The sequence below is a fragment of the Saccharibacillus endophyticus genome (genome assembly GCF_013185185.1).
Classification (GTDB): domain Bacteria; phylum Bacillota; class Bacilli; order Paenibacillales; family Paenibacillaceae; genus Saccharibacillus; species Saccharibacillus endophyticus.
Genome location: NZ_JAAZWE010000001.1, coordinates 632,715 through 652,956, shown reverse-complemented (window position 1 = coordinate 652,956; position 20,242 = coordinate 632,715). Strand labels below are relative to the sequence as shown.

At 46.6% G+C, this 20,242-nt stretch carries 18 protein-coding genes and 1 other annotated feature; of the genes, 15 read left to right on the top strand and 3 right to left on the bottom strand.

Annotated elements, in window-relative coordinates:
* Nucleotides 1-90 precede the first annotated feature (90 nt).
* From HRQ63_RS02985 to HRQ63_RS02965, 5 genes are all read left to right on the top strand, one after another.
* Complete coding sequence (locus tag HRQ63_RS02985; protein WP_172240539.1) at nucleotides 91-426, top strand: ArsR/SmtB family transcription factor; 336 nt, start codon at nucleotides 91-93, stop codon at nucleotides 424-426.
* Between the two features lie 19 nt (nucleotides 427-445).
* On the top strand, nucleotides 446-1,744 hold the full coding sequence (locus HRQ63_RS02980; protein WP_172238885.1) for an arsenic transporter: 1,299 nt from the start codon (nucleotides 446-448) through the stop codon (nucleotides 1,742-1,744).
* An 18-nt stretch (nucleotides 1,745-1,762) separates the two neighbouring features.
* Nucleotides 1,763-2,182 (top strand): arsenate reductase (thioredoxin), encoded by a 420-nt coding sequence (arsC, locus tag HRQ63_RS02975; protein ID WP_172238882.1) that lies wholly within the window; start codon nucleotides 1,763-1,765, stop codon nucleotides 2,180-2,182.
* Nucleotides 2,183-2,262: 80 nt separating this feature from the next.
* A complete protein-coding gene (gene trxB / locus HRQ63_RS02970; protein ID WP_172238879.1) occupies nucleotides 2,263-3,222 on the top strand; it encodes a thioredoxin-disulfide reductase in 960 nt (319 codons plus the stop codon).
* A 25-nt stretch (nucleotides 3,223-3,247) separates the two neighbouring features.
* Nucleotides 3,248-3,670, top strand: coding sequence for a protein-tyrosine phosphatase family protein (locus HRQ63_RS02965; RefSeq protein ID WP_308809900.1), 423 nt, complete (start codon nucleotides 3,248-3,250; stop codon nucleotides 3,668-3,670).
* A 172-nt stretch (nucleotides 3,671-3,842) separates the two neighbouring features.
* On the opposite strand, the gene HRQ63_RS02960 is transcribed toward HRQ63_RS02965, so the two are convergent.
* The gene (locus tag HRQ63_RS02960) at nucleotides 3,843-4,409 is read right to left on the bottom strand and encodes a site-specific integrase (protein WP_172238876.1); all 567 of its coding nucleotides are present in this window, start codon (nucleotides 4,407-4,409) and stop codon (nucleotides 3,843-3,845) included.
* A gap of 198 nt (nucleotides 4,410-4,607) precedes the next feature.
* Here HRQ63_RS02960 and HRQ63_RS02955 point away from each other — a divergent pair, with 198 nt between their 5' ends.
* The 6 genes from HRQ63_RS02955 (at nucleotide 4,608) to HRQ63_RS02930 (ending at nucleotide 13,657) form a co-directional block, all read left to right on the top strand.
* Complete coding sequence (locus HRQ63_RS02955) at nucleotides 4,608-7,589, top strand: Tn3 family transposase (protein ID WP_172238873.1); 2,982 nt, start codon at nucleotides 4,608-4,610, stop codon at nucleotides 7,587-7,589.
* Between the two features lie 107 nt (nucleotides 7,590-7,696).
* Nucleotides 7,697-9,334: a sensor histidine kinase gene (locus HRQ63_RS02950; protein ID WP_172238870.1), complete on the top strand. Its 1,638-nt coding sequence runs from the start codon at nucleotides 7,697-7,699 to the stop codon at nucleotides 9,332-9,334.
* Nucleotides 9,327-9,845: a hypothetical protein gene (locus HRQ63_RS02945; protein WP_172238867.1), complete on the top strand. Its 519-nt coding sequence runs from the start codon at nucleotides 9,327-9,329 to the stop codon at nucleotides 9,843-9,845. Before HRQ63_RS02950 ends, HRQ63_RS02945 begins: the two co-directional genes overlap by 8 nt.
* A gap of 76 nt (nucleotides 9,846-9,921) precedes the next feature.
* Nucleotides 9,922-10,186, top strand: a binding site (T-box leader).
* A 71-nt stretch (nucleotides 10,187-10,257) separates the two neighbouring features.
* The gene (gene trpS / locus HRQ63_RS02940; RefSeq protein WP_172238864.1) at nucleotides 10,258-11,253 is read left to right on the top strand and encodes a tryptophan--tRNA ligase; all 996 of its coding nucleotides are present in this window, start codon (nucleotides 10,258-10,260) and stop codon (nucleotides 11,251-11,253) included.
* 404 nt (nucleotides 11,254-11,657) lie between these two features.
* The gene (locus HRQ63_RS02935) at nucleotides 11,658-12,203 is read left to right on the top strand and encodes an RNA polymerase sigma factor (RefSeq protein ID WP_172238861.1); all 546 of its coding nucleotides are present in this window, start codon (nucleotides 11,658-11,660) and stop codon (nucleotides 12,201-12,203) included.
* On the top strand, nucleotides 12,200-13,657 hold the full coding sequence (locus HRQ63_RS02930; RefSeq protein ID WP_172238858.1) for a DUF4179 domain-containing protein: 1,458 nt from the start codon (nucleotides 12,200-12,202) through the stop codon (nucleotides 13,655-13,657). Before HRQ63_RS02935 ends, HRQ63_RS02930 begins: the two co-directional genes overlap by 4 nt.
* Nucleotides 13,658-13,741: 84 nt before the next feature.
* Here the strand turns inward: HRQ63_RS02930 and HRQ63_RS02925 are convergent, their stop codons facing one another.
* Nucleotides 13,742-14,689 (bottom strand): alpha/beta hydrolase, encoded by a 948-nt coding sequence (locus HRQ63_RS02925; RefSeq protein ID WP_172238855.1) that lies wholly within the window; start codon nucleotides 14,687-14,689, stop codon nucleotides 13,742-13,744.
* A gap of 152 nt (nucleotides 14,690-14,841) precedes the next feature.
* Nucleotides 14,842-16,161 carry an outer membrane protein assembly factor BamB family protein gene (locus HRQ63_RS02920; RefSeq protein WP_172238852.1) on the bottom strand — a complete coding sequence of 440 codons (1,320 nt, stop codon included), beginning with the start codon at nucleotides 16,159-16,161 and terminating at the stop codon, nucleotides 14,842-14,844.
* 287 nt (nucleotides 16,162-16,448) lie between these two features.
* On the opposite strand from HRQ63_RS02920, the gene HRQ63_RS02915 reads away from it, so the two are divergent.
* The 4 genes from HRQ63_RS02915 to HRQ63_RS02900 all read left to right on the top strand — a co-directional run bounded on the left by HRQ63_RS02915 (nucleotide 16,449) and on the right by HRQ63_RS02900 (nucleotide 20,195).
* Nucleotides 16,449-17,399, top strand: coding sequence for a tyrosine-type recombinase/integrase (locus tag HRQ63_RS02915; RefSeq protein WP_172238849.1), 951 nt, complete (start codon nucleotides 16,449-16,451; stop codon nucleotides 17,397-17,399).
* 27 nt (nucleotides 17,400-17,426) lie between these two features.
* Nucleotides 17,427-17,771 carry a hypothetical protein gene (locus HRQ63_RS02910; RefSeq protein ID WP_172238846.1) on the top strand — a complete coding sequence of 115 codons (345 nt, stop codon included), beginning with the start codon at nucleotides 17,427-17,429 and terminating at the stop codon, nucleotides 17,769-17,771.
* Between the two features lie 220 nt (nucleotides 17,772-17,991).
* A complete protein-coding gene (locus HRQ63_RS02905) occupies nucleotides 17,992-19,086 on the top strand; it encodes a DUF3900 domain-containing protein (RefSeq protein WP_172238843.1) in 1,095 nt (364 codons plus the stop codon).
* A gap of 20 nt (nucleotides 19,087-19,106) precedes the next feature.
* Complete coding sequence (locus HRQ63_RS02900) at nucleotides 19,107-20,195, top strand: hypothetical protein (RefSeq protein ID WP_172238840.1); 1,089 nt, start codon at nucleotides 19,107-19,109, stop codon at nucleotides 20,193-20,195.
* Nucleotides 20,196-20,242 lie beyond the last annotated feature (47 nt).

Sequence of the window (20,242 nt, the reverse complement as noted above, 5' to 3'; positions counted from 1 at the left end):
AGTATATAAGAATGCACTAATATAAATATTGACTTATATAAAAAGAATATTATACAATCTGTGTGGAAGGGAGTGGGGACGTTGGTAAATATGCAAAAACAAGATACAACTGACGTGGTTGCTTGTTTAAAAGTAATAAGTGATCCAACAAGATTGTTAATGTTAAAACTGATAGAGAATAATGAGTATTGCGTGTGTCAGTTTGTTGATATGTTTGAAACGAGTCAGCCTGCTATTAGTCAGCACATAAGAAAGTTAAAGCAACTTGATCTATTGAATGAAAATAGAAAAGGACAATGGAGACATTACTCGCTTAATGATAAGTCTTCACACTTTTCATTGGTTAAAGCTGTTTTAGATCAACTAGATCACGATGATCCTTCTCTAAAAGAGGCATTAAAAAAAGTACAGCCTGTTAAGTGCTAAAAAGGGGAGGAAATACATTTTGAGTTCAGTCATTTTAGCGTCGACAATATTTATTCTGACTCTGGTATTCGTTATTTGGCAGCCTAAAAACTTAAATATTGGGTGGTCTGCATGTGGTGGAGCAATCTTGGCTCTCTTATTTGGAGTTGTAAGTTTCACTGATGTCATAGATGTAACGGGTATAGTTTGGAATGCTACGTTAACGTTTATTGCTGTTATTATTATTTCGCTTATCTTAGATGAGATTGGATTTTTTGAATGGTCTGCCTTACACATGGCTAGAATGGCAAAAGGTAATGCTGTCCTTATGTTCATTTATGTGTGTATATTAGGATCATTTGTGGCAGCATTTTTTGCAAATGATGGTGCAGCGCTTATTCTAACACCTATTGTTTTATCAATGGTTCGTTCACTTAAATTTAACGAGAAGATGGTTTTTCCTTTCATTATAGCAAGTGGATTTATTGCGGATACGACTTCGTTACCCTTAGTGGTTAGTAATCTAGTGAATATTGTTTCTGCTGACTATTTCGGAATTGGGTTTGTTGAATATGCAACACGTATGATCGTACCAAACTTTTTTGCCTTACTAGCAAGTATTCTGGTCCTTTACCTTTACTTTAGAAAACAAATGCCGAAACGATATGATTATTCACAACTTCAAGAGCCTGTGGATGTGATTAAAGATCATAAAATGTTTCGTCTGTCATGGTTTGTGTTAGGTGTTCTTTTAGTTGGTTATTTAGTAAGTGAGTTCTTGCATATCCCAGTATCAATTGTTGCGGGTATTATCGCAATTATCTTCTTAGTATTTGCTAGTAAAAGTTCAGCCGTTGAGACACGAAAGGTTCTAAGTGGTGCGCCATGGAATATTGTATTCTTTTCAATTGGTATGTACGTTGTCGTGTATGGACTTCGTAATGTTGGTTTGACAGACGTTTTATCTGATACCATCCAGGTGGTTGCTGATCAGGGTCTCTTTGCAGCTACGATGGGAATGGGCTTTATAGCAGCCATTCTGTCTTCTGTTATGAACAATATGCCTACTGTTTTAATTGATGCGATTGCGATTGCGGGAACTGATACAACAGGTATAACTAGAGAAGCGTTAATTTATGCCAATGTGATTGGAGCTGATTTAGGTCCGAAAATCACGCCAATTGGTTCATTAGCCACTTTGTTATGGCTTCATGTCTTAACACAAAAAGGCGTCAAAATATCTTGGGGAACGTATTTCAAAACAGGTATTATCATCACGTTGCCAGTATTGTTTATAACTCTAATGGGACTATATCTATGGTTACTCATTATTCATTAAAAGAAGGAGCAAAATACAATGTCTAAAAAAACAATTTATTTTCTTTGTACTGGAAACTCTTGCAGAAGCCAAATGGCAGAAGGATGGGCAAAAGAGTATTTAGCCAGTGAGTGGGATGTATATAGTGCAGGGATTGAAGCACATGGATTAAATCCTAATGCCGTTAAAGCAATGAAAGAAGTAGGCGTTGATATCTCTAACCAAACGTCTGATATCATTGATACAGAACTGTTAAACAACGCAGACTTTGTCGTTACGTTATGTGGTGATGCAGCAGACAAATGTCCGATGACTCCTCCACATGTGAAACGTGATCATTGGGGATTTGATGATCCGGCTAAGGCTGAAGGGACAGAAGAAGAGAAGTGGGCCTTTTTCCAACGTGTGAGAGATGAAATAGCAGAACGTATCAAGCGTTTCTCAGAAACAAGTAAGTAATTTCTAAGTCGAGGGAGTAATACCCTCGACTTACATTTTCAAGTATATATAAGTGAATTATTATATAAGGGGTTGTTAATATGGCGACAAAACATAAAGTGATTATTGTAGGGACAGGACCAGCTGGACTAACAGCTGCTATTTACTTAGCAAGAGCTGACATGAACCCTTTGGTTATTGAAGGACAGGAACCAGGAGGTCAATTAACACTTACAACTGAGGTTGAAAACTTCCCTGGATTCATCAACGGTATTACTGGACCAGAACTCATGGATAACATGCGAAAACAAGCTGAACGATTTGGCGCAACGTTTAAAACTGGTTGGGTCACTAATGTAAAAACAGAATCAAGACCATTCCATTTAACTATCAATGGGAAAGAAGAGATTGAAGCCGAGACGATCATCATTTCAACAGGGGCATCAGCTAAATGGCTTAACGTACCTGGTGAAAAAGAAAATTTCGGAAAAGGGGTCAGTACTTGTGCAACCTGTGATGGATTTTTCTATCGAGGTAAGAAAGTTGTCGTTGTTGGTGGTGGAGATTCAGCTATGGAAGAAGCAAGTTTCTTAACGAAATTTGCAGATGAGGTTACTGTTATTCATAGACGTAGCGAGCTTCGAGCATCTAAGATTATGCAAAACAGAGCTAAAGAAAACAATAAAATAAAGTGGGCTCTTAATAAAATGACCACTGAAGTTCTTTCAACAAACGGGAAGGTCTCCGGTGTAAAAGTGGTTGATAATAGTACAGGTAAAGAAGAGTTAATTGAAACGGACGGATTTTTCTTAGCAATAGGTCATACACCGAATACAGCCTTTTTGGAAGATAAGGTCGAACTTGATCAAAATGGTTATGTAGTTGTGGAACCTGGTACAACAAAAACATCAATACCGGGAATGTTTGCTTGTGGAGATGTACAAGATGTAACGTATAAACAAGCAATAACAGCTGCCGGCACAGGTTGTATGGCTGCATTGGATGTTGAACACTATCTCGAGGGAGAGACAACACTGGATTGGAGCCAGTCTCTATCATAATTTATAACTATAAATGGAGGACAAGATGATGACATCCTATCAAGAATTGATTCCTAACCGAGTGTATATCGGTGGTGCTGCAAGTGCAGAAGAAGCGACAAAGACACATGATCTCGGTAAGGTTTTTGATCTAAGAGCTGAATCGTTAGACGAGGATAAGACTGGTAAACGTGTGCATTTACCCATTATTGATGATAAAGAGAAACAGGATAAATCAGTGAAGACCGCTATTGATGCTGTTAAAAATGCTTATGATAATGATGAAACAATTTTCTTTCATTGTTCAGGAGGAAAAAATCGGACTGGAACGGTTGCGATTGGTTTACTTCTTGAACTAGGGTTAGCTGAATCTATAAAAGAAGCAGAAGAAAAAGCTGTTTCAATTCGTTCTGAGATATCCGTTAAGCCTGAAATGAAGGAAACGCTAGGACGACTCTATAAAATGTAGTGCTTATATTCATTAAGGTAAAAGCGAATTAATAAGGTTAATCTACTTTATTATCCGTCACATCTAATTATAATAAGAGCTAGTACCCCATAAGACCTATTCTCGCTATCAGGACCTTAGAGGGGTACAGCCAACATTATTTATTAAAATGAGATAAAAAGAGATACCCACCTCATAGATTTAAATTCAAATACACATTATCAAGCTCATCTTGTGTCATACCAATATAGGCTAGCGTAACGCTTGGTGCTGAATGGTTAAACAATTTTTGAAGAATCGAGAGGTCCACTCCAGATTGGTAAGCGTGATAACCAAACGTTTTTCGTAATGTATGAGTACCAATTCTTTCTTTTATTCCTACAGCTCTAGCCGCTTCGTTAATAATTCGATAGGCTTGTTGTCGCTTTAATGCTTCTTTCCCCTTCCTGGAACGAAATAACGGTTCGTTTTCTTCGTAATCTCTTGTTATCAAGTACTCTCTGATTGCTTTTTTTGACGTATCTCCGATAGGAAAATCTTTCATTTTCCCTGTTTTTACTTCACGAAGCGAGATTCGATCCTTAATAGTATGCTTTTCATCAATTACATCACCAATTCTTAATTGAAGTAAATCGCTAATCCGTAGGCCGGAATTAATCCCTATGTTAAAGAGACAGTAGTCCCTTATATTGGTAGCTTTTAAAATTTTCTTGATTGCAATTATCTGTTTTCGATCCCGAATCGGTTGAACATACTCCAAATTAACTCCTCCAAAATTATGATACTTAATGTATACTATTATATATTATGTATGATTCAAAAAGCAGAGAAAATGACGAGAGATGGAAAACTCTAAAAAAACCTTTATTTATCAAGGTGTTTAGGATATTCACGAATGATACAAAAGATAGTTATGTATCATTCGTGAAACCACTTTTTAGGAGGGAGCTTTTTTATTGTGTATGCTCGAGTAAGAGAATTACTAACCCCAGAGGAACGGAAAACGTATATGTCCATTCCCACTGAATTAGATGAATGGTCCTTAGGTACATTCTTCACGCTAAGCCAGCACGATGTAGATGTCATCTTTCGACATAGAAGAGACTATAATCGTTTGGGTTTTGCCGTACAACTTTGCATTATTCGATTTTCAGGGTGGACATTATCTGATATAAATGAAATTCCTACATATGTTATATCTTATATCGCTAAACAAATTAAAGTGGATCCAAATGAGTTCTTAAATTACGCTAAACGAGAAGCAACTAAATATGAGCATTTGGTAGAAATCCGTAGAGAGTATGATTACCAAACCTTTACCATATCAACATATCGTCGACTTTCTAGATTCCTATTCGATGATGCTATGGCTAATGGAAACCCTACTCATCTGATACAGACGGCCATTCAGATCGTCCGGAAGTGGAAAGTCATTCTACCAAGTATGGCCACCATTGAAAGAGTAGTCTGGGAAACACGAAAACGGACGGAACAACATATTTTTAATCACTTTAATGACTCCCTAGCACCATTTCAACTTGAAAAGCTGGATCGCTTACTATCGCTAATGCCTACTGATAGTGGGAAAACATACTTATCATGGTTAAGAGAGATTCCAGGGCAATCATCTCCAGATGCCTTTTTAAAAGTGATCGAGCGCTTAGAATACATTAAAACACTTCAACTTACAGTAATAACTGAGTCCATACACCCCAATCGATTGCGACAACTATCTAAAATAGGCGCTAGATATGAACCCCATTCCTTCCGACGATTCACTAAAGAAAAAAGATATGCAATATTAGTTGCTTATTTGCTCCATCTGAACCAAGACTTAATTGATCACGCATTTGAAATTCACGACAGACAAATCTTGACCCTCCAAGCGAAAGGACGTAGAGCTCAAGAAGAACTGCAAAAGAAGAACGGGAAATCAGTAAATGAGAAAGTCATCCATTATGCTCGCTTAGGTGAAGCTCTTATAAAGGCACGCGAAGAAAAGCTGGATCCTTTTACAGCCTTAGAAACCATCATGCCGTGGGAAAAATTTGTTACTTCCATTGAGGAAGCGAAGGATTTGTCTAGACCGATTAATTATGATTATTTAGATCTTTTAGAAAGTCGCTTTTTTTACCTGCGAAAATATACACCGACTCTACTAAGGGCACTTGAATTCCGTTCGACTAAATCGAGTGAGCCATTAATGAAAGCATTAGATACTATTCGCGAAATGAATGAAACGAATAAGCGCAAAGTGCCAAGAGATGCCCCCTTGGATTTTGTATCTAATCGGTGGCAAAAGCATGTCTACGAAGAAGACGGGTCGATTAATCGGCATTATTATGAAATGGCAGCACTAACGGAGCTTCGAAACCATGTAAGGTCAGGAGATATTTCCATCGCCGGGAGTCGCCAACATAAAGATTTTGAGGAGTATCTAGTTTCCAAAAAAGAATGGGAGATTGCATCTGCAACGAATGCAACAAGGATTGCTGTTAGTTTGTCAGTGGATGATTATCTTGAAGAACGACGACTTTCTTTATTAGAACGTATTCAACATGTAAAAGGCAATATTCATGATTTAGAAGGAGCCAATCTGACGAATGGCAAACTGCACATTCAACGGCTTGAAAAAGATGTCCCGGAAGATGCCAGGGCATTCAGTGCTTCTCTTTATCGTCTACTTCCACGTATGAAATTAACGGATTTATTGATGGAAGTCTCAGGGTGGACAGGGTTTGATAAAGCATTTATTCACACGTCTACGGGAAAACCCCCGCATCAAGAAGAGAAACCCATGATACTAGCAGCACTAATGGCTATGGGAACAAATATTGGACTCACAAAAATGGCGGACGCAACACCAGGAATCACATATCGACAAATGGCAAACGTTGCTCAATGGCGAATGGATGAGGATGCTTTGAACAGAGCGCAAGCTACGCTTGTTAATTTCCATCATAAAATGGATTTATCCTCAATTTGGGGCGATGGCAGTACATCATCTTCTGATGGAATGCGTGTGCAAGTCGGTGTATCTTCTTTACATGCAGACGCTAATCCCCATTATGGTTCCGGAAAGGGAGCAACTATATATCGATTCACAAGTGATCAATTTTCGAGTTTTTACACCAAAGTCATTAATACTAACGCCCGTGATGCTGTTCATGTCATCGATGGATTATTGCATCATGAGTCTGAGTTGAATATTGAAGAACATTACACAGATACAGCGGGTTATACAGATCAAGTATTTGGTTTATCTCATTTGCTTGGATTTCGCTTTGCACCAAGACTTCGTGACTTATCTGATTCTAGGTTATATACGATAGATGTAATGGATCATCCCCATGAAATAAATGATCTTTTTCGAGGGAAAATTAACACCCAAACTATTCGAGAGAATTTTGATGATGTATTACGGTTGACGCATTCAATAAGAGAAGGTACGGTTTCTGGATCCCTCATTATGGGCAAGCTTGGCTCTTATGCGAGGCAGAACAAAATATCAAAGGCACTTAGAGAAATCGGAAGAATCGAAAAAACGATTTTTATACTTGATTACATTTTAAATGAATCGCTGCGGCGACGTGTACAACGAGGACTTAATAAAGGAGAAGCCATGAATGCTTTGGCCAGGGCGATCTTCTTTGGAAAGCATGGGGAGTTACGGGAACGGGCTTTACAAGATCAACTGCAAAGAGCAAGTGCTTTAAACATTATAATCAATGCAATTAGTCTTTGGAACACCGTTTATCTTACAGAAGCTACGAATCAGTTAAAGCAAAACGGAGAATTAGATGAGAACTTGTTAGCTCATGTATCACCTCTTGCGTGGGAGCATATTAATTTCCTAGGGGAATACACATTCAAATCCAATAGTAAGGCCGGTCTACAGCCTTTACCTTCATTGAATATAAGAAAAGCCGGATCTCCTTAGAGTAGGGAAATCCGGCTTTTCTATTCCAAATATTGTCTTAGCGTATATTTTCGTTAAAATGTTGGCTGTACCCCCAAACGGTTAAAACGGACGATCTGGAAAAAAGCATGCGGGATTTCAGCGTGCAGTATGCGGAAGCAGGAAACGACCCTGTTGCGACGGCGCGCATTCTCGGACGATTCACCAATGAAAACAAAGCTTCGCTTGCGATTTTGAATACCGATTTCGAACGCCGAAGCCTCGATCCTTATTTTATCTCTTTGCAAACGTCAGACAACAAGCGGATCACGCTTCTACTGTCCTCGGAAGGAATGACCGCTTCGGACGTCCCTTCCGGCCTTCGGGCAGGCGAGGAACTGGTGGCGGACGGAATCTACATGGACGAGCAGGATACGTTGATGCAACCGGTCGCGCTGCAAAGCGATGAACCTCGGCCGGAAAGCGGACTTGCTCGTGTAAAAGGAATAATTACCGAATTGGTGCTGCCGGAGAACCAGGAATTCAATCCCTTTTACGCGAATACGCGAATCGACGAAGCGCTGACGGATTGGCGGAATGCCGACTCCTCGGATATGGAACAACGCGTAAGCGCCGGCGACACGTTGATCAGCGAATGGAACGATGATTGGAGCGGGATTCCTTATTTGCGTATTTTGGTTCCGATTGTAGACGAGCAAGGAAAACCGGAAGGCTATGCGTTTGCTTTGGCATCTCTTCAACCGTTGGGCGAGGCCGTCGGAATGCTCCAACGTTACTTCGTTTATCTGGCGCCTGTTATCGGAATCGTTTTGCTGTTGTTGTCGTTTGTATACTCTCGTATGGTGTCTCGCCCGTTGATCCGTCTTAGTCGAACCTCGTCGCGCATGGCTGCGCTTGATTTTACGCCGGATGAAGGAAGAGCGATTCGTTCGCATGACGAGTTCGGCGAATTGTCCCGCAATCTCGATACGCTGGGACATAATCTCGACGCGGCGCTGCGCAAGCTGTCCGAAACTAATACCGAGCTGGAACATGAAGTCGAGGAAAAAGTGCGTGCCGAGGAACTGCGCAAAGAATTGATCGCCAACATCTCGCATGAGTTGAAAACGCCATTGGGTATCGTGAAAGGCTTTGCGGAAGGGCTGCAAGACGACGTGGCCGCAGACAAACGCGAGCGTTACCTGCAATTGATCGTCGGAGAAACGGATCGCATGAACGCCCTGATTATGGACATGCTCCAGCTTTCCCGTTTCGAAGCCAAAGCGATCAAGCTCAAGACGGAGAATCTGGATATCGCCGTGCATGTGCGTTCGCTGCTCGATTCGTTGACGGAGCAGATCGAAAGCCGGCATCTCAAGGTTCGTCTGATCGGCGAATCCCGGCTTCGTGTGATCGCCGATCCGCGCAGAATCGATCAGGTGCTGATCAATCTGCTTAGCAATGCGGTCCGGCATGCACGCGAAGCAGGGGAGATCCGAATTTCACTGCGGCGCTTAGATTCTGAAATTGCAGAGATCGTGATCGAAAATGACGGAGAACCGATTCCGAAGGACGACCTGGAGCGGATCTGGGAGCAGTTTTACAGAGCGGAACGTTCCCGGGATCGCCGCTTGGGCGGGACAGGGTTGGGGCTGGCCATCGTCAAGCATATTTTGGAACTGCACGATAGCGATTATGAAGTAGTAAATACAGAGAAAGGTGTAGCTTTTCGTTTCACGTTGCGCGAAGCTTCACTCGTTGAACAGGAGAGGGAAGACGATGAATAAACATCCTAGGTTAGCAGGCATGGCTTTGATTGCAGGAATGCTTATGTTAAGCGCGTGCGGGCAAAACGCGACTTCAACAGAGAAGGAGCCGGAAAAAGAAACTTCCGCGCCGCAGTCGAATAAGACAGCTCCGGCTGCGGCACCTACCGACGTACCCGATGCGGCTGCCGATCGGGAAGCGGAGGATTTGCAAATTCTGGTTGTGCTCGATCAGACCGAAATACCGATCGAGAGCGGAGGCTTGACCTTCTCTTTTAAGAAGATTCCGGAAGGCTACGCGCTGAGCGAAATGCAGTGGCATGGCGAAGGAGATCCGATCGTCACGACGTATGAGCAGGCACGGGAAAACGGAGCGAGCGGCGAAGACGGCTTTTACATCAGCGGCGACGGACAATTTTCCGGCTTCCTGTATCCAAATGCCCGAAAAGGGGAGCGGGGCGAGATTTCATTCGTATTCTCCGATGACGCCGGACAAGAAGCAACCTGGACAAAAGAGATCACTCTTCAATAAACGAAATCCGTCCCGCTATTCAAAGCTTGCTTTTTCCGAACCGATCGCGTACACTTGCCTACAACAACTGCCCATAACAAAAGCTAGGAATGGAAAGAGTAACCTTAACGAGAATCATCTCAGCGAGCCGGCGATCGGTGAAAGGTCCGGCATGACGACGTTCGGTGAATGGGTCCGTTCGCTTCGGTCCGAACCCCGCGATTTGCGGTCAGTAGGCGCCGACGGCTTCCCTCCGTTATCTCGGGGAACCCCGTTAGTCGTTTTGACGGGTCCAAGAGCAGTCCGTTCGGGCTGAATTTCGGGTGGTACCGCGGAGCGCATACAGGCACTTCGTCCCTTTGACAGGGATGGAGTGTCTTTTTTGCGTTTCGAATGAGGGTATTGTTCAATCGAATTTGAGGAGAGAATAAAAATGAGCATAACCAAACGTATTTTATCCGGCATCAAGCCGAGCGGCGATCTGAACATCGGAGGCTACGCGGGCGCGCTTAGTCAGTTCGTGAAGTTTCAGCATGAATTCGAGAGTTTCTTTTTCGTGCCGGATCTGCATGCCGTGACCGTCGCTCAAGATCCGAAAGAGCTGCATCAGCGTTCGCGAGAGATCGCGGCGTATTACGTGGCGGCCGGCATCGATCCGGAAAAGGCGACGATCTTTCTTCAGTCGCAAGTTCCGGCGCATGCCGAACTGGGATGGATCATGGAGACGCAGGCGCATTTCGGCGAACTGAACCGGATGACGCAGTTCAAAGAGAAGTCGGACGGAAAAGAAGGCGTCAGCGCATCGTTGTTCACGTATCCCGCGCTGATGGCTTCGGACATTCTGCTTTATCAAGCGTCCCATGTCCCGGTAGGCGAAGATCAGACGCAGCATTTGGAACTCACGCGCGACTTGGCCGACCGCTTCAACAGCCGCTTCGGCAAAACGTTTACGGTACCGGAAGCGATCGTCCAAGATATTGGCTGCCGAGTCATGGGATTGGATGATCCGCATAAGAAAATGAGCAAAAGCAATCCCAATCAAGCCAGCTATATTCTGATGTTGGACGAGCCTGCCGTCATTCGCAAAAAGTTCTCCCGCGCGGTGACCGATTCGGACGGACAGGTGCGTTACGATTGGGAGTCCAAACCCGCCGTCAGCAACCTAATCGAGCTGTATTCGCTGTTCGGTGAAGTGTCGACGGAAGACGTGGAGCGGCGCTTCGACGGACAAGGTTACGGAGCTTTCAAAAAAGAACTGGCCGAAGTCGTGATCGCTAAACTGCAACCGATCCAGCAGCGTTTCCACGAGATTGTGAATTCCGCTGAGCTGGACGAGATTTTGAAGCGAGGCGCGCGAAAAGCGAACGAAGAAGCGGGGAAAACGCTGTTAGCGGCGAAAAAAGCGATGGGATTTGTGACGTTCGACTGATCGACGGGAAAAGCAGAGTTAAATAGGTGAATAACAAAAATACAAGAAGTCTGCTTCCGAATAACGGATAGCAGGCTTCTTATATCTAGATTACATAATTATATTACTGTAAACTATGGCATGTCTTTAAACTTCGACGGACGTAGATTTTACTGAATTTTCGTTCTCGGCAAAGAACTTTTCCGCAGTCGTGCCGGGGCACGTCAAGGGAGAGTGACGAAGCGTCGCTGGAATGGTACACGGTTTAGGTACGATTCCAGTTGAGAGCGAAAAGGCAGTCAAAGATACACGTTAGCAGGTTTGAAGACACGCCCTAATGTTCATTTTCGAAAAAAATTTGCGAGAACACCGAACCGAATTCCTTTTCAAAGCGTATAGCGGTCAGAGAAAAGGGAGGGGAAAAGATGAATGCAGATTTAAGCCGGGAGGAGGCGGAAAAGGTGTTCGATCAACATGCCAAAGCCGTTTTCGGCGTTCTGCTCGCGTTAACGAAGTCGAAAACGCTTGCTGACGATTTGACGCAGGAGACGTTTATGCGAGCTTTTCAAAAATACGGATCGTATTGCCGGCACGAACCGATCCGGCCGTGGCTTGCGCGAATCGCGGTCAATCTCGCGCGCAGCCATTATCGTAAGCTTAATTGGCAAAAACTATTCGGGCAGGTACCGGATCGGCCTACGGATCAAACGGCTGAAACGGTCGCGCTGCAAAACGAACGACAGCAAGAACTATGGCAAGCGGTCTGTCGGTTGCCGCATAAAAGCAGGGAAGTAATCGTACTGCATTATTACGCGGAAATCCCGCTTAAAGAAGCCGCGCAAACGTTAGAGATCCCGCTCGGCACGTGCAAATCCAGACTTGCCGCCGGACTCGCCAAACTCAGGGTGAATCCCGACCTGTTGACGCATCGTTTGCACAATTGTTCCCAAACGCGGGAGGAGGTCCGATGAAAGCTTATTTTGCTCGATTTGCCGCTCGTCGTTTTTCTTCGTCTGAACGCGAGATAGTCGAACGGTTAAAAGCCGACGGACCCGATTCCTTGAAGAAGCTGAATCCGGGCGTGACGTTCGATCGCATCTGGCACGATCAGCCGGATCAGATGAAACGAATCATTCCGGTCAAACGAAATTACCGTATGCCTATTTTTGCGGCATTGGCAGCGATTTTGCTTCTGGCAAGCGCGGCTATATATGGATGGAACGAGTCCCGATCCGTTCCGGCGAAATGGAATATCTCCGGTATCGATTTTCGGCATTTGGTCGACGAAGTTGCACCCAGAGAGCTCCGATTCAAAGGCGAAGAACGCATTGACGAATTTTTTACGCCCTTGAATATCCGGTTGGAAGATCAAGGCATTACGTTAACGCTCGTGAAAGCTTATTATGACGGAAACGATGTTAAGATCGATTACGTGGCGGAACGTTCCGACACCTCTATTCCGCTGAACGAAGCCACTTCGACGTTCGAGTACGAATTGAAACGGACAGACGCGGAATCGGATGATCCGCCTCAAGCGGAAATCCGCGTTACGAGAACCGTTTTGGACAGTCATCGTTTTGCGGGTACGCTTACGTATGCTTTTTGGAAATTCGATGGTCCGCAAAAAATTAAATTGGCGCTTCGGGTGCATGAACTCGCGAGCACACCGGGCAATTGGCAAACCGAGTTGGAATTGGACTCGTCCAAAACGGATGCCCGGACGCTGACTTTTTTCCCGAACCAAACGATTGAGTACCAAGGATACGTATTGCGAATCAACAAGATCAAGGTAGGGCCTTTATGGAACGTGATCGAGACGACTCGTCATAATCCGCAAGAAGACAGCAGCTTGGAGATCACCTATTCGGACGATATCGATACCCGTTTTTTGACAGGCAATCGATCGTATTCGGATATGAATCCGAGCCGCGAAGATTATCAAGACGAAGTTTTTGCAATCGAACCTTTCAGCGCAATCAATCCTGAGCCTTCTTCGTTAGCTTTGACATTATCCAAAATTCATTTGTCAAAACCCGAAGATGCAGACGCGCCTGAAGACGATATGATCCTTCAAACGTTTGACGGTCATCTTCCGCTCGTTTTTAAAGGATTTGACGGAGAAACGATGACCCTGACCGATATCGATATGCAAAAAGACCGTACCGTGTTCCGTACGAAATACAATTCGCCCCATGCACAATCCTGGATATTTAATATCCGAACGAAAAAAGGCGAGATTTTGAGCTTCAACATATTCAGTCCAGAACGCATTTCCGCAAACGAGTTGATATTCGAAAGGGCTATCGAACGTATAAATCCTGACGATATTGCCGCGTTCATGGTCATGCCGTTCCGAGCACCGGAATCGCAAAAACGCTTCGAGATTCCGTTGGATTGGAACAAAGCCGTCAAAGGGCGTCATTGATGATTCGTTAAAAAAAAGACCTCTTCCGCGCGCCGCAGGCGGCAGAAGAGGTCTTTTTGAGTTTGTGCGATTTCACGGTCGGGATCAGGCTTTCAGCCAAGCATTCGCCAGCAGTATCGCGCCTTTTTTTGCATTCGTCTCCGCCATCACGTTCAGCATCACGAAGTCGTGAATAATCCCTTGGAAACGCACCGCCGTTACCGGAACGCCTGCTTCGCGCAGCTTGTTCGCATAGGCTTCGCCTTCGTCTCGCAGCACGTCGGCTTCGCCCGTGATGACGAGCGCTTCCGGCAGACCTTGCAGCTGTTCGATTGTCGCGCGCAGCGGGGAAGCCGTGATTTGGTCGCGTTCAGCCGGATCGGTCGTGTATTGATCCCAGAACCACTTCATGCCTTCTTTCATCAAGAAGTAGCCTTCCGCGAACTGGTTATACGATTCCGTTTCGAAAGAAGCGTCCGTTACCGGATAGAACAGCAGCTGCTTCGCGATTTTCGGGCCGCTGCGTTCTTTCGCCATCAGCGTGATCGCCGCCGTCATGTTGCCGCCGACGCTATCGCCGCCGACGAACAGTTTGGATGTGTCAAACCCTTCGGCTTCGCCCTGCGAAGCGATCCATTCCAACGTCGCGTAGATTTCTTCGATCGCGACCGGATATTTGCTTTCCGGGGAGAGGCTGTAATTCGGGAACACGACGGCCACTTCCGAACCGACTGCCAGTTCGCGGATCAAGCGGTCATGCGTATGCGCGTTGCCGAATACCCAGCCTGCGCCGTGGGTGTAAAGGAGCACGGGAAGAGGACCGGTCGATCCTTTCGGACGAAGCACGCGGATCGAGACTTCGCCTTTCGGACCGCCTGCGATCGTTTTGTCTTCCGCGTCCACTTCCGGTTTGAAAATATCGCCGGATTGAACTTCGTCGACCGTTTCGCGTCCTTTTTCCGGACCGAGATCGGACAAGAAGGGAGGCTTCGCGTTGTCGTCGGCAAATTTCTGCGCTGCGGGTTCGAGTACGGGTTTCTTTGCATCTGTCATAAGAATAGAGCTCCTTCCGGGCGCATCAACGCACCCTTGCAAATTTGGTGAAACCGTATTGCGTTTCGGCGGGCATATGTATATGGCGAAACAGCCCTCCTTTTTTATATACCACAAAATTTAATTTTGCGAAACATAATTAACGTAAAATTTCAAGGCTGCTTCGTTAATACCGGCCGCTTTACGGCGATTAGCTTGCCTTCCGCTTGCACGACGATCATGCTGCCGACGACCAACGTCTGTCCGTACGTACGGGAATTCGTATCCACGACGCCGAGCGTTCGGCCGGAAGGAATATCGATGATGTAGAACTTTCCGTCGCTGACGCCGACATAGGCACGGTTCGCGATCAAGTCCAGTCTCGAAACGGGGTTGCTCGGGATATTGTAGTTCTCGCTCATTTTTCCGTTAAGAGGGACGGCTTCCAAGCGAAGCTCTTTTTGCACGAAAAAGCGGTTCAAGTATGGCCCTGCAAGGAAGTCGCCTCTGCCTTCGTAAATCATGGGCGTTTGCTTGTCCGGATCCTCGTCGAGTTTGAAGCGGTGCAGCATGGAAGAGAAGCCTTCCAATGTGCCTTCGCTGTATTTACGCATCGCGATGTACAGGTCGTCTCCTTCGACAAAGACCTGATCGGCCGTTTGGAACATGCCGTCTTCGACTTGGACGTATTCATTCGCCTTAGTCATTTTTCCCGTCTTGACCCGGATTTTATTCAGCAGCAGCGCGTGATCCGGACTGCTCATCGGGTATTGGTCGCGCACGTAGAGACATCCGTTACGATAAGCCAGCACAGGGCCGTTGTTTCCGCCGCTTTCCCATACCTTTTTCCCCGTTTTCGGGTTGTATCCGACATATTGATCGATCGTGAGCGCTCCGCTGACCGTCATCGAAGCTACAAGCACGCCGTCATAGACGCCTTGGATATAAGGTCCTCCGTACTCGCTTTTCGTTTTTTGCTTCCACAGATTTTTCCCGTTGACCGGGTTGTAGGCTTGAAGCGTAAAAGGTCCGCCTGCGTAAAGCGTTCCGTCGACGAGCTTGACCGTCAAAGACGAATCGGAGGGTATGCCCGTATCGGTTTTCCAGAACGGTTTTCCGGTTTTGGCGTTCAAGCTGACCAGCATTCCTTTTTGATCGACGAAGTACAGCGTGCCGTTTCCTGCGATCGATTCGGACAAAGGAAGAAGAGAAGAAGACCATTGCGTTTTTCCCGTAACGGCACTGATCGCGCGCAGTTTGCCCTTATGCACGTAAATCACGTTATTACCGGAATTTACCGCGGGAAAAGCTTGACCGTCGAAGTCTGTCTCGGCGCTCCACATCGGCTTGATCGCTTGGATCGTATTCGTTTCAGAGCGTACAGGATTGGTATATGAAGTGACCGGCGCTGCCGAAGCGGCGGACAAAGATAATAAGGGCAACGTCAGGGCGACGATCAAAAGCAGGGAAGCCGGTTTTCCGCACATGTTCATCAATAATGAATTCTCCTCTCGGTAATTTGGAAACGACTTCATTTTTCTATAAAAAGGTTACATAATTAAAGTTACGTTCACTTATAAAAAATGCCCCTATCCATTTGCACGGTCTTCACTCCTTTCGCTTTCCGCTTTTTACCATATCCTATTAAACGTCCAGCCTCGAAACTTTGTTGCTCCTTTGTTTGAGAAAAGTTTCTTGGGGCTTGCGCCATACGCATTCGGTAGTCCACAATATATAGAAGAAACTTTTTCGAAAAAGCAGAAGCGGAGCGATGCAGGCAATGGCAACCATTCGGATTCCCGACGATGAGATGCTTGAGGATTATGCCGAGTATCTGGAAGCGTTCCTGATCTGGATGCAGGACGCGGGATATACGGACTATACGCAAAAAAACTATTTAAGCGACGTACGGCAATTTTTAATGGGATTGAGCGGAAAAGAGCTGGACGCGGTGAAAAAGATCCATGTGATGTCGTTCCTGTCCAATGCCAGAAGGAACGGATCGGGAGACGCTACGCGGAACCGCAAACATGCCGCGATCCACTGCTTTTATAAAGCGTTGATCGAATTGGAATTGATCGAACAGAACCCGGCGATCGGGATCAAAAAAGCGAAAACGGAAAAGAACCGCGCACCCGTGTACATGGATGAACGTCAGATCGGAGAATTTTTGGAAGCGGTCGACGGCAAGTACCGGGAACGCAACCTGGCGATTTTTTTGCTGATGGCTTATATGGGGCTGCGGGTCGGCGAGGTGCATGCGCTGAACGTCTCCCATTACAATGCCGAACGGCGAACCCTTCAAGTGTTCGGCAAAGGACGCAAATGGCGTACTTTGCCTGTTCCTGAAGCCGTCATGGGCGTGCTGGAAGAAGCGATCTCGCAGCGCCTGTCGCCGTGGACGGATCGTGAGGAAGCGCTGTTCGTTTCGCAAAAAGGACGTCGGATGTCCATTCGCGCGATTCAGCAGTTGGCGGCCGATACGTTCGATCGTTTTCAGCAGGACTTGGAGCCGCATCAGCGGATTCCGTATTCCAGCCATAAGCTGCGTCACTCGTTCGCCACGATGCTGCTGCGTCGAGGGGCGGATCTGCGAACGGTGCAGGAAATGCTCGGCCACTCCTCGATCCAGACGACGACGGTATATACCCACGTCTCGAATCGGGAGAAGGAAGAGGCCATGAGTCGATTGGATGTTAAGCTACCGGGCAATTCGGGTAAAAGCGAGTAACACCTATTTGATCAGGAGGCGGTACGCATGGGATTTAATCTTGGAGGTTTGGGAGACGCATTTAACAAACTGAAGCAGGGAGACTTGAGCGGCTTAAGCGAAATGGCCAATAAACTTCCGCTTAACGAAATTTTGCAAAAGCTTCCGCTCGATCAGCTGCTGAATTCGGAGTTTTTGCAAAAGTATACGCCGTTCAAGTCCGCTGCGGAAATGCTTCAGAAATTCGGCATCGGCGGCAACGACCCGAACGCGCTTCAAAATGTTCCTCCGCAGGAATTGGACGAGAAGGTCAATGCCAACACGCAGTTCGGTTCCATGAAGGAACTGCTGCAAAAAGGGTTGGAATTCATGCAGCAGCGTCAAGGAAAATAAAGAAGTTTTGACAAGAAGCGCGGCCCATGTCGATATCGGCAGGTCGCGTTTTTGTATGTTTTAACGAATTTTCTTTATGAGATTGTTCATTTTCGGCGGTCGTGCTATCGTAGGCAGACAGGCAATTTGCTGCCGGAAAGCAATGCGCGTTGCATGGCAGCCATTACCGCCTTCCGAGTGCGCCCGGCGTAAATCGGAGGCAGAAGGGGTTTAAAGAATTATGCGTTTCGACATTGAATTTTTATCGTTTTTCGTCATCCAGGTGGAGGGCCGCGAAGGCCAGGGGGCGAGAGGTTATAAGCATTACCAGACCATGGACGATTACGATTACGAAGATAGTCCCGTGAAAAAATTTCTCGACGGCGAGTTCTCGCGGATCGCGAAAAGAAAAGTGGAAAAGAACCCGCTGACCGAGCAAGCACCGACCAAGATCGGCACGTTTATCGTCGAACCGGGCTATGAACTCGACAGCAATCCCAACTTCAATATGTTCAACCGCATGCGGACGGCGGACGGCAAGGAAGATTTTAAAAATGCCTGCGACGATCTGGTGCGAAATTATCTGGATACCGGCTCGGTTCGCGGCGGAGCGTTGGTGCTGACCCGTGCCAAAATGCCGACCCATTCCGACGATCCGTTTATTTTCGTGATGAAATGCGACTTCGAGAATAAAATCGCGCGCATTTCGGACGAACAGAATTTGATCGACGAAGTCGAAATGGCGATTAGCACGAAAAGCATCAAGTCGATCATGTATCCGCATATGCCCGAAGCGGGAATGACCGAGGATTGGGAGCTCAAGATTCACCAACCTTCGCATGCGCGTTACTTCGAAGACTTCCTGAAGTTCGTCGTATATGAACAGTCGATGCCGGAGATCGTAAACGATCGCGTCATGGAATTCGTGCAGACTTACGTGGAAGAAAAATGGCCGGACGAAACCAGCGAAGAGCGTCAGCGCGAAGAACACGACCTGGAGCTATGGACAGCCAGCGATAAGCGCGATATTCAGCAAAAATGGGAACCGGAGCAGGTGATGGAAGCGGCCGAGCGGATCACGGAATTCCAGCCGGACATCGAGGTTCGATTCAAGCTCGGAAATTCGCAGATCAAAGGATTGCTTGCCGACTTCGGTTACGGCGTTCATATCACGCGCCTGAACGGACGGTACGCCGTTATTTTGGAAGGCGAATCGTTCGTGTTCGATAAGGGGCATTCCCCGATCGAACTGCTTCAGCCGGAAGATTTCGAGACCGTGGCGAAGCGCCTGCTTGAACGACGCGAAGAACCGGGAGATGACGGCCTGCCTTATTAATAGGTAGAGGGGAGAAGCCTTTGACCAGACCTAACAACCATGAAGCGCTATCAGGAGTTCGAAAAGAAGGCTTCGGCGGCATCCGCTTTTTGTCTGACGAAGAGAGTTCGCATTATGCCGTTCTGGCGGAAGAACACCTTGCGCGAGTGAGGCCCGACATCAATCCGGAAGACTTGCTGCCGATTCGCGCCGTCGAATTGGATAATGACGAGATGCGATTGGAGTATGCCCGTCATTATCGCGGGATTCCGTTTTACCGCGGCCCCCGCTTGTTCATCCGAATGAAATCTTCCGGCGAACTGAGCGATTTGCAAACAGACTGGGCGCCTTGTCGGTTCGAAACCGAGCCTATGGAGGTTGCTCCGGCATTGATTCAGGCTCCCGAGGACTATTCTTGCATTCGAAGTGCTTATGCGCTGGATGTATCTGCCGTAATGCCTTTTTACCTGTTCCCCCCAAGACTCTATGATCAAAACGGCAAGCGTGTGCTGCAAGACGAAAAGCTCGGGCCGTGGGAGTGGATTGACTTGCGTGGCGGAAGCTCGGCGAAACGAAGTGCTTCAGCGCCGATTCGCTCTCTGCAAGGACGTATTCCTATTTCAGACTCCAGAAGACCCGAGCCGCTGGATCGGGACGAGTTAAGACGCGCCCGAAGCGCCGTGCTGGATTATCTGCTGCGCTCGACCAAACCGAGGGCTTACCGCTGGGCTTTTCTCGCAGGCAGACAAAGGTCTTCATTTCGGGCCGCAAGCGGCGGTTTTGCTCATGTGCGCGTTTATCGATTGGTGAACGGGCTTCCCGTGCTTGGCGCTTGCTTGGATTTGTATATCGAGCGTCGGAGCGGGAAGTTGGCAGCCGTGTCGGATGAGCTGCATTTTCGCCGCTTGCGTCCTGAACGTTTCGCCGAAACCTTGTATAAGCCGAAGTTATCGGAGAACGAGGCTTGGGAGAAGCTCAAAGGGCATATTCGGGTTCTGCCTTATTACGTGCGAACCGGAAGCCGCGCGAACGGAATCGAGCAAGCCTCGCTGGTTTGGATCGAGGAAAGCGAATTTGTGTGCGATGCTTCTTCCGGCCGATTGCTGCATGCGGAGATTGTCCGATTATGACGGCTGAGCTTATCGTCTTGCAAACAACAAAAGCCCCCAAACTCTCG